This window comes from Caballeronia sp. LZ035, from assembly GCF_031451175.1.
In the GTDB taxonomy this organism is placed as follows: domain Bacteria; phylum Pseudomonadota; class Gammaproteobacteria; order Burkholderiales; family Burkholderiaceae; genus Caballeronia.
In genome coordinates this window covers 1,744,771-1,758,650 of sequence record NZ_JARUXS010000001.1, presented here as the reverse complement: position 1 = coordinate 1,758,650, position 13,880 = coordinate 1,744,771, and the positions used below count along the sequence as shown (strand labels likewise).

Annotated in this window: 10 protein-coding genes and 1 pseudogene; 3 read left to right on the top strand and 8 right to left on the bottom strand. The window is 63.3% G+C overall.

Annotated features, from left to right (window positions below; translation table 11 throughout):
* Positions 1 to 71: 71 nt before the first annotated feature.
* The 4 genes and pseudogenes from QCE88_RS08305 to QCE88_RS08290 all read right to left on the bottom strand — a co-directional run bounded on the left by QCE88_RS08305 (position 72) and on the right by QCE88_RS08290 (position 4,256).
* The gene (locus tag QCE88_RS08305) at positions 72 to 890 is read right to left on the bottom strand and encodes an ABC transporter permease subunit (RefSeq protein ID WP_309903463.1); all 819 of its coding nucleotides are present in this window, start codon (positions 888 to 890) and stop codon (positions 72 to 74) included.
* Positions 890 to 1,798, bottom strand: coding sequence for an ABC transporter permease subunit (locus QCE88_RS08300; protein WP_309900845.1), 909 nt, complete (start codon positions 1,796 to 1,798; stop codon positions 890 to 892). Before QCE88_RS08300 ends, QCE88_RS08305 begins: the two co-directional genes overlap by 1 nt.
* Positions 1,795 to 2,880, bottom strand: a pseudogene (locus QCE88_RS08295) (ABC transporter ATP-binding protein); the annotation flags it as partial. The pseudogene QCE88_RS08295 and the gene QCE88_RS08300, both read right to left, overlap by 4 nt.
* A 260-nt stretch (positions 2,881 to 3,140) precedes the next feature.
* Complete coding sequence (locus QCE88_RS08290) at positions 3,141 to 4,256, bottom strand: polyamine ABC transporter substrate-binding protein (RefSeq protein ID WP_309900843.1); 1,116 nt, start codon at positions 4,254 to 4,256, stop codon at positions 3,141 to 3,143.
* 618 nt (positions 4,257 to 4,874) lie between these two features.
* Here QCE88_RS08290 and QCE88_RS08285 point away from each other — a divergent pair.
* The 3 genes from QCE88_RS08285 to QCE88_RS08275 all read left to right on the top strand — a co-directional run bounded on the left by QCE88_RS08285 (position 4,875) and on the right by QCE88_RS08275 (position 7,909).
* Positions 4,875 to 6,224, top strand: coding sequence for an Nramp family divalent metal transporter (locus tag QCE88_RS08285; protein ID WP_309900840.1), 1,350 nt, complete (start codon positions 4,875 to 4,877; stop codon positions 6,222 to 6,224).
* A 156-nt stretch (positions 6,225 to 6,380) separates the two neighbouring features.
* The gene (locus tag QCE88_RS08280; RefSeq protein ID WP_309900838.1) at positions 6,381 to 7,628 is read left to right on the top strand and encodes a phospholipase A; all 1,248 of its coding nucleotides are present in this window, start codon (positions 6,381 to 6,383) and stop codon (positions 7,626 to 7,628) included.
* A gap of 77 nt (positions 7,629 to 7,705) precedes the next feature.
* Positions 7,706 to 7,909, top strand: coding sequence for a DUF1289 domain-containing protein (locus QCE88_RS08275; protein ID WP_309903459.1), 204 nt, complete (start codon positions 7,706 to 7,708; stop codon positions 7,907 to 7,909).
* Between the two features lie 74 nt (positions 7,910 to 7,983).
* Here the strand turns inward: QCE88_RS08275 and QCE88_RS08270 are convergent, their stop codons facing one another.
* The 4 genes from QCE88_RS08270 to QCE88_RS08255 all read right to left on the bottom strand — a co-directional run bounded on the left by QCE88_RS08270 (position 7,984) and on the right by QCE88_RS08255 (position 13,821).
* A complete protein-coding gene (locus tag QCE88_RS08270) occupies positions 7,984 to 9,576 on the bottom strand; it encodes an ABC-F family ATPase (protein ID WP_309900836.1) in 1,593 nt (530 codons plus the stop codon).
* A 198-nt stretch (positions 9,577 to 9,774) separates the two neighbouring features.
* The gene (thrC, locus tag QCE88_RS08265) at positions 9,775 to 11,220 is read right to left on the bottom strand and encodes a threonine synthase (protein ID WP_309900834.1); all 1,446 of its coding nucleotides are present in this window, start codon (positions 11,218 to 11,220) and stop codon (positions 9,775 to 9,777) included.
* Positions 11,221 to 11,233: 13 nt separating this feature from the next.
* Positions 11,234 to 12,556: a homoserine dehydrogenase gene (locus QCE88_RS08260; RefSeq protein WP_309900832.1), complete on the bottom strand. Its 1,323-nt coding sequence runs from the start codon at positions 12,554 to 12,556 to the stop codon at positions 11,234 to 11,236.
* 26 nt (positions 12,557 to 12,582) lie between these two features.
* Positions 12,583 to 13,821 (bottom strand): pyridoxal phosphate-dependent aminotransferase, encoded by a 1,239-nt coding sequence (locus QCE88_RS08255; RefSeq protein ID WP_309900830.1) that lies wholly within the window; start codon positions 13,819 to 13,821, stop codon positions 12,583 to 12,585.
* Between the last annotated feature and the right edge of the window lie 59 nt (positions 13,822 to 13,880).

The following is a 13,880-nucleotide window of genomic DNA, read 5'->3' as shown; positions in this document are numbered from 1 at the left end:
AAGGCCTGAAATGCACGCAGCCCGCGCCTTTCGACGTGGGGCCGCGCACCATCGAGTCTTTCAAATAAGGCTTACATCACCCCCGCGAGCCGCCTGCGCTCGCTGCGCTGCATGAAGTAATTCGCCGCGATCACCCCGACCGTCACCACCGCGATGAACAGCGTCGCCAGCGCGTTCATCTCCGGATTGAGGCCCAGCCGCACGCGCGAGAACACGACCAGCGGCAAGGTCGTGGAGCCCGGCCCGGACAGAAACGCTGACAGCACGAGATCGTCGATCGACAGCGTGAACGACAGCAGCCACCCCGCCACCAGCGCCTGCGAAATGAGCGGCAGCGTGATCGTGAAGAAGACGCGCAACGGCGTGGCCCCCAGGTCGAGCGCGGCTTCCTCCAGCGACGGATTCAGCTCGCGTACGCGCGATTCCACGATGATCGCCACATACGACATGCACAACATCACGTGGCCGACCCAGATCGTGAACAGCCCGCGCCCGGCTGGCCAGCCGATCAGCTTCGCCATCTCCACGAACAGCAGCAGCAACGAAATGCCCTGGATCACTTCGGGAATCACGAGCGGCGCGTTGATCATGCCGGCATAGAGCGTGAAGCCCTTGAAGCGGCCCATGCGCGCCAGCACGAAGCCCGCCCACGTGCCAATCACCACCGACGCGCATGCCGTCAGGAACGCAATGCGCAACGAGAGCCACGCCGCGGTGATGAGTTCGTCGTCGGACCAGAGTGCGCGATACCACTTGAGCGAGAACGACGTCCACACGGTCACGAGCTGCGACTCGTTGAACGAATAGACGATCAGGCTGAGGATCGGGATATACAGAAACGCAAACCCGATGCCGAGCGACGTGATCTGTAACGGACGGCTGGTCTTGATCATCGCTTGCCCTCCAGTTGCTTGGCCTGGAAGTGCTGGAACAGCGCCATCGGCACGAGCAGCAGCAGCACCATCGCGCAGGTGACGGCAGAGGCCATCGGCCAGTCGGCGTTGTCGAAGAACTCGTTCCACATGACCCGGCCGATCATCAGCGTGTCCGCGCCGCCGAGCAGTTCAGGAATCACATACTCGCCCACCGCCGGAATGAACACCAGCAAACAGCCCGCGATGATGCCGTTCTTCGAGAGCGGCAGCGTGATCTGCACGAACGCCTTCCAAGGCTTCGCGCCGAGGTCGTAGGCGGCTTCGAGCAGCGTCAGGTCCATTTTCACGAGATGCGCGTACAGCGGCATCACGAGAAACGGCAGATACGAATACACCATGCCGATATAGACCGCGATGTTGGTGTGATACAGCTCGATCGGCGAGTGAATCAGCCCGATCGACATCAGGAAGTTATTGAGCAGGCCGTTGTTCTTGAGAATGCCGATCCACGCGTACACGCGAATGAGGAACGAGGTCCAGAACGGCAGCATCACCGCCATCAACAACAGATTGCGCGAAGCCGGATTCGACCGCGCGATGTAATACGCCATCGGATAGCCGATCAGCAGGCACAGCAGCGTCGAGACCGCCGCGACCAGCAGCGAGTTCATGTAGGTCGCGAAGTACAGGCTGTCCTGCACCAGGAACGCGTAGTGCGAGAAATCGAGCGCGATGTTGAGCACGCCGTCCTTCAGCGCGACCAGTTCCGTATAAGGCGGAATGCCAAGCTGGCTATCGGCGAAACTGATCTTCACGACCAGCAGGAACGGCACGAAGAACAGCAGCAGCAGCCACAAGTAAGGCCCGCCGATCACCAGCGTGCGCCCCGATACGCCCATGCGCCTGAACAGGTTCGCCATCATGACGTCAGCACCACGCCGGCCGACGCGCTCCAGCGCACGTAGACTTCGTCGTCGAAGGTCGGGGAATCGATCTCGCCGATCGCCAGGCTCGACAGGTTCGCCACCACGACCTTGCCCGAATCCAGCGTCACGTGATACAGCGTGTAGCCGCCCATGTACGCGATGTTGCTCACCCTGCCGCGGCCCCAGTTATAGGCGCCTTCGGGCGGCTTGCGCGTCAGCGCGATGCGCTCGGGCCGCACGGAAATCGTGACCGGCATGCCGAGCGGCCCGGTGATGCCGTGGTTCACATACAGGCGTACCGGCAGGTCCGTCGATTCGACGAACACGTGGTCCGGTTCGTCTTCCACGACATTGCCGTCGAACAGGTTGGTCGAGCCGATGAACTGCGCGGAGAAGCGGCTGTTCGGAAATTCATAGACTTCGTGCGGCGTACCGAGCTGCACGATCTGCCCTTCGCTCATCACGGCCAGACGGTTGGCCATGGTCATGGCCTCTTCCTGGTCGTGCGTCACCATGATGCAGGTCACCCCGACCTGATCGAGAATGTTCACCAGTTCGATCTGCGTGCGCTGACGAATCTGCTTGTCGAGCGCGGACATGGGCTCGTCGAGCAACAGAAGCTTCGGGCGCTTGACGAGGCTGCGCGCCAGGGCCACGCGCTGCTGCTGCCCGCCCGACAACTGATGGGGCTTGCGCTTCGCGTAGGGTGCCATCTGCACGAGCCTGAGCGCGGTGTCGACGCGGTCCTTCAGTTCCGCGCCGCGCACGCCTTCCTGCTTGAGCCCGTACGCGACGTTCGATTCCACGGTCATGTGCGGAAACAGCGCGTACGACTGGAACATCATGTTCACCGGCCGGCGATACGGCGGCATCTGCGCCAAGTCTTCACCGTCGATCAGGATCTGGCCTTCGGTCACGGATTCGAGGCCGGCCAGCATCCGCAACAGCGTGGACTTGCCGCATCCGGAACTGCCGAGCAGCGCGAACAACTCGCCCTTCTTCACCGACAGATTGACGCCCCGCACGGCCGTGGTTTCGCCGAACTTCTTGACGACATCGACGACCTGCACGAAGTTGTCGGTGAGACTTGCACCGGACAAGGTGCCGCCCGGCTCCTGCCGGCCATTGACTCCACCCGGTCCACCAAATCCCGCGGATCCATTCGGCGCCGCCTGCGACGCGCTCGACTGCTCACTCATGATTGCCTGTCCGACTCCTGCGTTGTGCGCCGCATAGCGCGCGCCCTTGCCCATCATTGTCATTGGTGCTTCCCGCACGAACAAAGCCCCCGGAGGACCAGGGGCTTCGTCGCTTCAGGAACGTGACCGGCGTATCGGCCTCATCGGCCGGACTTGAACTCGGTCCAGAGCCGCGTCTGCAAACGCTGGATTTCCGGCGGCAGCGGTTTCAGCAGGAACAGCGTCTTGATGACGTCCTGCGGCGGGTACACGGCCGGATCGTTGGCGACGTCCTTGTCCACGTACTTGCGCGCTTCCAGGTTCGCGCTCGGGTAATAGACCGCGTTGGTGATCGCGGCGTGCACCTGCGGCGTCTCGATGTAGTTGATCCACTCGTGCGCCGCGTCCTTGTTCTTCGCGTCCTTCGGAATGGCCATCACGTCGAACCACACCGGCGCGCCGCCCTTCGGAATGTAGTACTCGATCTTGAACGGCTTTTTCGCTTCCACCGCGCGATGCTTGGCGATCACGACGTCGCCCGACCAGCCATAGGTGAAGCAGATGTCGCCGCCCACCATGTCGTTGATATAGCCCGACGAGTTGAACTGCGTGATGTACGGACGGATCTTCTTCAGCATCGCCAGGGCCGCGCGATAATCGGCCGGGTTCGTGCTCATCGGGTCCTTGCCCATGTAGTGCAGCGCGGCCGCGAACATCTGGTCGGGCGCGTCGAGCACGGACACGCCGCAGGCCTTCAGCTTCGAGATGTTCTCGGGCTTGAAGAGAATGTCCCAGTTATTGAGTTCGACGTTGTCGCCGAGCAGCTTCTTCGCCTTGTCGACGTTATAGCCGAGGCCGGTCGTGCCGTACGCCCAGGGCACCGTGTACTGATTGCCCGGGTCCGCACCCGCGACGAGCTTCATCAGATCGGGGTCGAGATACTTCAGGTTCGGCAGCTTCGATTTATCGAGCGGCGAGAAGATGTTGGCGGCAATCTGCTTGCCGGCGTAATTGCTGGTCGGCACGACGATGTCGTAGCCCGAATTGCCGGTGAGCAGCTTGGCCTGAAGGGTGTCGTCGCTGTCGTAGTTGTCGTACTTCACCTTGACGCCGGTCTGCTTGGTGAAGTTGGGAATCGTGTCCTTGGCGATGTAATCCGACCAGTTGTACACGTTCAGCTGCGTGTCCTTCGCCATTGCAGCGAGCGGAGTCAACATCGCGGCGCAGGTCAGCGCGCCCGCCAGCTTGGCCATGCGGCCCGCCAGTTTCTCGTTCATCTCGATTCTCCGTTGTTGCGACTGTCACGACGTCGTGCCGCGCTTGCGCGACCGGTTGAGTCCTGATCGCTTCAAGCCCGACCCTGGCTCGCGACGCCCTTCAAAACCCCGAAAACTACCATTAAACGCAAGCCCGACAAAAATTAACGGGCCGCCTGTCGCACAAAATCTACAGCCGCGCGTCACGCCGGCCTGAAAGGCTTGCGCAGCAAGCTTCGACGAGCCAAACCGCACCCGCCGGGAGCGCGCATTTTAGCCTCTAATCGGCCCCTGCGGCACCTGATAAAACCACACTCACCAAAGGGACCGCGGGCGCGCTGCACCGATGGGGTGTCATTATCTGTGATCGGCTGCCGGCATGTCCTTCCCTGGCCCGCCTTTCAGTTGCTTTCAGGCGGCGAGCGGAACACGAGTCGTACGCATGCATTCAGGTATCCGATCACGAATAGCCAGCGGAACAGTTGTTGCGAGCCAATTCCACGAGCGCCGCACAGGCGGCTCGCGACACGCGCCGTATAGACGGCGTGAGTCGTGCGCCGTGCATTGCGGCGCGTCCAGAACCCGCAACGACTGCACGCCATCGCGGCGCCGTTGCCCGCTATTCGAGGCCGCCTTCGCATGAACACCAACCCGTCCACGCTTGGCGCGCTGTCCGCCGCGAATTCCGACGCGCAGTCGAGCCCGGCGAACCTGGACGAGCGGGATACGCCACGCCGGCTCGAGCCGCGCTCGGGCGGGCGCTGGTACTCGTTCGCCGGCGCGGGGGCGCTCGTGGCGGTCGGCTACATGGATCCGGGCAACTGGGCGACGGCCCTGGCCAGCGGCGCGCGCTACGGCTACTCGCTGCTCTTCGTCGTGCTGGTCGCGAGCCTGATGGGCATGCTGCTGCAATGGGTGGCCTCGCGCGTGGGCGTCGTCACCGGGCGCGATCTCGCGCAGCTGTGCCGCGAACGCTTCGGTCGGCGCACGAACTTCGCGCTGTGGGTGGCGTGCGAGATCGCGATCATCGCGTGCGACGTGGCCGAAGTGGTCGGCAGCGCGGTGGCGTTGCAGTTGCTGTTCGGCATTTCGCTGACCGCCGGCGTGCTGTTCTCGGCGGTCGGCACCTTCGCGATGCTCGCGCTGCAAAGCCGCGGGCGGCGGCCCTTGCAGCGCGTCGTGACCGCGCTGATCCTGTTCGTGAGCGTCTGCTTCGTGGTGGAACTTGCGCTGGCGCACCCGTCATGGAGCGACGCGCTGCGCGGCGTGGCGCCCTCGCCCCAGCTCGTGCGTGATGCAGGCATGCTGTGGCTCGCCGCCGGCGTCCTTGGTGCCACCGTGATGCCGCACAACCTGTATCTCCATTCCGCGCTCGTCAAGGAGCATGCGCACGGGCGCGACGACGTGTCGATCGCGCAGGCGCTGCGTGGCGTAAACATCGATACCTTCGCGTCGCTCGGACTGGCGTTCGTCGTCAATGCGTCGCTGCTGATCGTGGCCGCAGCCGTGTTTCATGCGAGCGGCCATACTGAAGTCGAGGATCTCGCCGATGCCCACCGGCTGATTGCGCCGCTCGTCGGCAGTCAATGGGCGGGCGTGGTGTTCGCCGCCGCGCTGCTCGCCTGCGGCCTCAATGCCACCGTGACCGGCACGCTTGCCGGGCAAGCCGTGATGGAAGGCTTCCTACGCCTCAAGATGGCACGCTGGGCGCGTGCGCTGACGACGCGGGCGCTCGCGATCGGTCCGGCGCTGGTGGCGGTAGCGTGCTTCGGCCAGCACGGCTCGAACACGCTGCTCGTCGCGACGCAGGTCGTGTTGAGCCTGCAATTGCCGCTCGCGGTGATTCCACTCGTCAGCTTCGCGTCCGACGCGCGGCTGATGGGCCGCTGGCGGGTTGCACGCCTGCCGCTCGCGCTGGCGTGGGGCTGCGCGGGCGTCATCCTCGCGTTGAATGGCGCGATGCTCTGGCAGGCAGTGTTTACGGGATAAATGCGGCAGCTTCCGCGTATGCGGAAGGCGAGGCATGATTTTCGCTACCGTGTACCGACGCGCGGCATTTCTTGCCGCTTCGTCGAATCACGCCGAACCATGCCACAGCACGCCGCAGCGCGCTGGATCTCGCCTGCAACAGGACAATAACCCGACATGCCTTACCGCCCACGACGGCTTTCTCCCACTCACGCCCTGCTGCTCACCACGCTTTGCGCAAGCGGCGCCGCGCACGCTACCGTCGCCGTGCTGCAACCGGCGCGCGAAGCGGCGGCTTCGCAACCGCTCGAACTGACGCTGCTTTATACCGATGACGACGCGAAAGCGCTCGCAATCGATGTGCCGAAGGAACTCACGGTGAATCTGACCAACGGCGACCTGCCGCCCGCGCCCGTGACGCTCACGCGCGACCCCAAGGTGCCCGAACGTCTGCGGCTTGCGCCGGGGCAGTATCGACGGGTGCGGTTTTCGGCGCCGTGGCCGGATGCGGCACGCGGCACGGTGAAGCTCGATCCGGTGGGCTTCGACGCCTCGCCGATGCTGGTCACGATCAATCGCGGCGAGTCGCAGACGCAGGTGGCCGCCGCCGAGCATCGCGAAACGCAGGCGACCACACCCGCGCAGCTCGCGACCGCCACGGCCGCGGCGAACACGCAGGCGGCGCCGACCTCGACGGCGGATACCCTGCTGTCGGGCCGCTTCTCGACCTTCGAGCCCATCTATTTCGCCGATGGCAAGAACGGCGACAATCTCGCGAAATTCCAGTTCAGCTTCAAGTACCGGCTGCATCTTCCCGACGATCCGCGCTCGCGTGGCTTCCTGGATAACCTCTACTTCGGTTACACGCAGACGGCCATCTGGAACCTCTCGGCGGAGTCGGTGCCGTTCCGCGACATCAGCTTCCAGCCGCAATTGTTCTATTACGTGCAAGACACCGGCTGGAACAGTCCGCTCTATACGCGCATGGGCATGGCGGCGGGTATCGGGCATGAATCGAATGGCAAGAGCGGCGCGGATTCGCGGGCGATCAACATCGCCTTCGTGCGGCCGACCTGGGAATTCGGCGACCTCGACAGCAATCACCTGACGCTCTCGCCGAAGTTCTATTACTACCTGTCGAAGTCGGGGAATCAGGACATCGCGGATTATCGCGGGTATGTGGACTTTCTCGTGAAGTACGGCAGCCCGGATGGCCTGCAACTGGCCACCACGCTGCGCAAGGGCACGAAGCACTGGTACGGCAGCGTCGATTCGCAACTGACCTATCCGCTGGCCAAGCTGATCGGCAGCGCGTGGGGCGGCTACGTGTTCGTGAGCTACTTCAACGGCTACGGCGAGGATATCCTCGATTACAACCAGCGACATCACTGGATCGCGCGGATAGGCTACAGTATCGCGCGCTGAGTCTTCTTTTGTTTTTGTTCCAGATCGCCGCGTTGCCGGTCCGTATTGCGGACGGCGACGGGCCACCACCAAGCCTTATGTCTTCCAATCTTCACGATCTGCCTGATAGCCCGTGCATCGGCGTGTGCTCCACCCTCTTCGACGATGTCTGCAAAGGCTGCGGCCGTACGGCCATCGAGGTGTCCAACTGGGTGTTTCTCTCGGATGAGGAAAAACGCGCAATCTGGGAGCGGATCACGCGCGAAGGCACGGCGATGCGGTTTCGTAACGACCGGCTGTAGGCTATCTCGCGCATGCAAAAACGGCCCGCACTCTTGCAAGGCGGGCCGTTTTATCTAATGCACAGCGAGCGGGCTTACTGAATCCCCTGGCTCGACAAAAAGTCCTCGTAATTCCCGCCGAAGTCCCGCAACGTGCCGTCGGTCTTCACTTCGATGATCCGGTCCGCCAGGCCGCTCACGAACTCGCGGTCGTGCGACACGAAGATCAGCGTGCCTTCGAACTTCTCCAGCGCGATCTGCAGCGACTCGATCGATTCCATGTCCATGTGATTGGTCGGCTCGTCCATCAGCAGCACGTTGTGGCGGCCGAGCATCAGCTTGCCCCAGATCATGCGGCCCTTCTCGCCGCCCGACAGCACCTTGACGTTCTTCTTGATGTCGTCCGCGTTGAACAGCAGACGGCCGAGCGTGCCGCGCATCATCTGCTCATCGTCGCCTTCCTTGCGATACTGGTCGATCCAATCGGTCAGCGTCTCGTCCTTCGGAAACTCTTCGTACGTGTCCTGCGGCATGTAGCCGACATTCGCGTTCTCGGCCCACTTCACCGTGCCGTGATCGAGGTCGAGCACGCCCTTGAGCGACTTGAGCAGCGTGGTCTTGCCCGCACCGTTCTCGCCGATGATCGCAATGCGTTCGCCCGGCTGAACCGACAACGAAAAGTTCTGGAAGATGGTGCGGTCGTACTTCTTGGTCAGGTCTTCCGCGACCACCGCGATGTTGTGCAGCTTCTTTTCGAACTCGAAACGGATGAACGGGTTCTGACGCGACGACGGCTTGAATTCCTCGATCTTGATCTTGTCGATCATCTTGAGACGGCTGGTGGCCTGGCGCGCCTTGGACTTGTTGGCTGAGAAGCGCCGCACGAAGTCCTGCAGGTCCGCCACGCGTTCCTTCGCCTTCTGGTTGGCGGCCTGCTGACGCTCGCGCGCCTGCGTGGACGCCAGCATGTAGTCGTCGTAGTTGCCCGGCCAGACTCTCAGCGTGCCGAAGTCCATGTCCGCCATGTGCGTGCACACCTGGTTCAGGAAGTGGCGATCATGGGAGATGATGATCATCGTCGAGTTGTACTGGTTGAGCACGTCTTCCAGCCAACGGATCGAGTTGATGTCCAGGTTGTTGGTCGGCTCGTCGAGCAGCAGCACGTCGGGCTTCGAGAACAGCGCCTGTGCCAGCAGCACGCGCAGTTTCCAGCCCGGCGCCACGTTGCTCATCGGGCCGTTGTGATCGTTGATGTCGATGCCGATGCCCAGCAGCAGCTCGCCCGCGCGCGCCTCGGCCGTGTAGCCGTCGTACTCGGCGAACTTGGCTTCCAGGTCCGCCGCGCGCATGTAGTCGTCGTCGGTGGCGTCGGGGTTGGCGTAGATCGCGTCGCGCTCGGTCATCGCGGCCCACATTTCGGTGTGGCCCATCATGACGACGTCGAGCACGCGCATGTCTTCGTAGGCGAACTGGTCCTGGCGCAGCTTGCCCAGGCGAATGTTCGGCTCCAGCATCACGTTGCCGGAACTGGGCTCGAGATCGCTGCCCAGAATCTTCATGAAGGTGGATTTGCCGCAGCCGTTCGCCCCGATCAGCCCATAGCGATTCCCTCCGCCGAACTTGACCGAGATGTTCTCGAAGAGGGGCTTGGGCCCGAATTGCATGGTGATGTTGGCGGTAGACAGCACGGCGCGTCCTTTCGAATGGGGTACGACGAAAAACCTGCGATTTTAGCAGCTTTTGGCGGGGTTTGAGCCTTGTTCCGGTCTGGAAGCCCTTCCTGGGTGCCTCAAAACCGTGCGTCAAAACGAACCGGGGCGCAGCGATGCCCGCTGCGCCCCGTGCGTTCTCGCGACGCGCCGCACGCGGCGGACGCGCTCCGATGGTCAGGTGCGCTCGGCGATGAACGCTTTCACGACGTCTGCATCCGCAGGAACGATATCGAACCTTTGTGGCAGTTTTTCAAGTCCCGCGAACGCCGCCGGGCGCTCCGGCTCGCGATTCAGCGCTTCGCGGATCGTCTCGCCGAACTTGATCGGCTGCGCGGTTTCGAGCACGATCATCGGCACGCCGGGCTTCAGGTTTTCCCGCGCGACCTTCACGCCGTCCGCCGTGTGGGTGTCGATCATCGTGTGATAGCGCTCGAACACGTCGCGAATGGTGTTCACGCGCTCGTCATGGCCGCTGCGGCCCGACACGAAGCCAAACTCCTTCACGCGCGCGAAGTCGCCGCTCGCGGCGAGGTCGAAGCCGCCCTTTTCCTCGACGTCGCGGAACAGTTGCAGCACGCGCTCCGGATCGCGTCCGAGCAAGTCGTACACGAAACGCTCGAAGTTCGATGCCTTCGAAATGTCCATGCTCGGGCTCGTGGTGTGATACGTCTCCGCCGCGCCGCGCACGCGATACACGCCGGTACGGAAGAACTCGTCGAGCACGTCGTTTTCATTCGTGGCGACAACCAATTGGTCGATCGGCAGGCCCATCATGCGCGCGATGTGCCCCGCGCACACGTTGCCGAAATTGCCCGACGGCACCGTGAACGACACCTGCTGGCTGTTGTCCGTGGTCGCCGCGAAATAGCCGCGGAAGTAGTACACGACCTGCGCGACGACGCGCGCCCAGTTGATCGAATTGACCGTGCCGATCTTGTGGCGCGCCTTGTAGGCGTGATCGTTCGACACGGCCTTCACGATGTCCTGGCAATGGTCGAAATTGCCTTCCACCGCGAGGTTGAAGATGTTCGGATCCTGCAGCGAGAACATCTGCGCGGTCTGGAACGCGCTCATCTTCTTGTGCGGAGAGAGCATGAACACGCGCACGCCGGCCTTGCCGCGCATTGCGTATTCGGCGGCGCTGCCGGTGTCGCCGGAGGTGGCGCCCAAGATGTTGAGCGTCTCGCCGTGTTTCGTCAGCGTGTACTCGAACAGGTTGCCGAGCAGCTGCATCGCCATGTCCTTGAACGCGAGCGTCGGACCGTTCGACAATTCCAGCAGCGACAGCGCCGTCCCGTTCTCCACGCCAAGCGTCCTGAGCGGCGTGATCTGCACCGCGCTTTCCTCGTGGCGCACGTTGCTGTACACCTGCGCCGTGTAGGTCTTGCGCGTGAGCGAGCGGAGATCGGCGGCGGGAATGTCGTCGCTGAAGCGGGAGAGCACCTCGAACGCGAGATCCGCGTACGACAGCGTGCGCCAGCGTGCGAGTTCGTCGGCGCTGATCTTCGGATACTCCGCCGGCAGATAGAGCCCGCCGTCTTTTGCGAGTCCGCCCAGCAGGATGTCGGAGAACGTGTGGCGCTCGTTGCTGCCCGCGCCGCGCGTCGAAATATAGTTCATGTCACGTACCTGATCAGTTGAGCGCTTCCATGCGCAGCTTCGTCACCTTCGAGACCACCGTGGACAGCGCCTCGATCTCCACGATCGCTGCGTTCACGTTCTTTTCCACCGTCTCGTGCGTGATGAGGATGATGTCGGTCTCGCCCTTGCCGGCGCCGTCCACTTCCTCGGATTCCTTCTGCAAGAGCGCGTCGATGGAAATGCCCTTGTCCGCCAGGATGCGCGTGATGTTGGCGAGCACGCCGGTCACGTCGGCGACGCGCAGGCGCAGGTAGTAGCCGCTCGTCACGTCGTCGATCGGCAGGATGGGCGTGTTCGACAGGCTGTCCGGCTGGAACGCCAGATGCGGCACGCGATGCTCCGGATCCGCCGTATGCAGGCGCGTCACGTCGACGAGATCTGCGACCACCGCCGACGCCGTCGGCTCCGCGCCCGCGCCCTTGCCGTAGTACAGCGTGGTGCCGACCGCGTCGCCATGCACGACGACCGCGTTCATCGCGCCTTCGACGTTCGCCAGCAGGCGCTTCGCCGGGATCAGCGTGGGATGGGTGCGCAACTCGATGCCCTGCTCCGTGCGCCGCGCGATGCCCAGCAGCTTGATGCGGTAGCCGAGGTCTTCGGCATAGCGGATGTCGATGGCTGCCAGCTTGCTGATGCCTTCCACATACGCGCGCTCGAACTGCACCGGCACGCCGAACGCGATGGCGCTCATGATCGTGACCTTGTGCGCGGCGTCGACGCCTTCGATGTCGAAGGTCGGATCGGCTTCCGCATAGCCCAGTTCCTGCGCAGCCTTCAGCGCCGTGGCGAAGTCGAGGCCGCGGTCGCGCATTTCGGAGAGGATGTAGTTCGTCGTGCCGTTGATGATGCCGGCGATGTACGCGATACGGTTCGCCGTCAGTCCTTCACGCAGCGCCTTGATGATCGGAATGCCGCCCGCCACCGCCGCCTCGAACGCAACCATGACGCCCTTCGCGCGCGCGGCTTCGAAGATCTCCGTGCCGTGCACCGCGAGCAGCGCCTTGTTGGCGGTGACCACGTGCTTGCCGTTCGCGATCGCGCGCAGCACGAGTTCGCGCGCGTAGCCCGTGCCGCCGATCATTTCGCAGACGATGGCGATGGACGGGTCGTCCACCACCGCATTGAAGTCGTCCGTCACCGCGATGCCCTGCGCCCTGGCCGCTTCGGCCTTGGCCGGCGTGCGCACGGCGATGCGCGTGATTTCGATGCCGCGGCCCGCCCGGCGTGTGATTTCTTCCTGGTTGCGGCGCAGCACCGTGAAGGTGCCGCTGCCGACCGTGCCGAAGCCCAACAGTCCTACTTTGATCGGTTCCATGCAGCGTGCTTCTTTAAAAAGAGAAATTAAGCGGAGTGGCGTTTGCGATAACCGTCGAGGAATCGTGCGATGCGATTCACGGAGTCGGCGAGGTCGTCGACGTTCGGCAGGAAAACCACACGGAAGTGATCCGGCGTCGGCCAGTTGAAGCCCGTGCCCTGCACCAGCAGCACGCGCTCTTCCAGCAGCAGGTCGGTGATGAATTGCTGGTCGTCCTGGATCGGGTACATCTTCGGATCGAGGCGCGGGAACATGTAGAGCGCCGCCTGCGGCTTCACGCAGGTCACGCCCGGAATGGCCGTGAGCATCTCGTAGGCGAGTTCGCGCTGCTTGTAGAGGCGTCCGCCCGGCAGGATCAGGTCGTTGATGCTCTGGTAGCCGCCAAGCGCCGTCTGGATCGCGTACTGGCCGGGAACGTTCGGACACAGGCGCATCGACGCCAGGATGCCCAGCCCTTCGAGATAGTCCTTCGCGCGACGGCGGTTCTCTTCGACCAGCCCGGAAATCGCCATCCAGCCCGCACGATAGCCGCACGAGCGATAGCTCTTCGACAGGCTGTTGAAGGTCACCGTGATCACGTCTTCGGAAAGCGCGGCCATCGACGTGTGCGTGAGGCCGTCGTAGATGATCTTGTCGTAGACCTCGTCGGCGAAAATGATGAGGCCGTGCTCGCGCGCGATGGCGATGAGGTCCAGCAGCAGCTGATCCGAGTACAGCGCGCCGGTAGGATTGTTCGGGTTGATGACGACGAGCGCCTTCGTGTTCGGCGTGATCTTCGCGCGGATGTCGTCGAGGTCGGGCATCCAGCCGTTGCCCTCGTCGCACAGGTAGTGGCGCGGCGTGCCGGACGAGAGGCTCACCGCCGCCGTCCACAGCGGATAGTCGGGCGCGGGCAGCAGGACTTCGTCGCCGTCGTTGAGAAGCGCCTGCATGGCCATGACGATCAGCTCGGACGCGCCGTTGCCGATGTAGATGTCGTCCAGTCCCACGCCTTCCACGCCCTTCTGCTGCGTGTAATGCATGATCGCCTTGCGCGCGGCGAACACGCCTTTCGAATCCGAGTAGCCCGACGAACCCGGCAGGTTGCGGATCATGTCCTGGATGATTTCGTCGGGGGCCTCGAAACCGAACGGGGCCAGATTACCGATGTTGAGCTTGATGATGCGGTGGCCTTCTTCCTCGAGGCGCTTCGCGTGCTCGAGCACGGGTCCGCGGATGTCGTAGCAGACGTTTTGCAGCTTGTTGGATTTCAGAATCGGTTTCACGGCTGGCGCTCTGGTCTGGATGTGTGGACGGACGTGGTCTGGTTGGGTGCGGCTTGGGC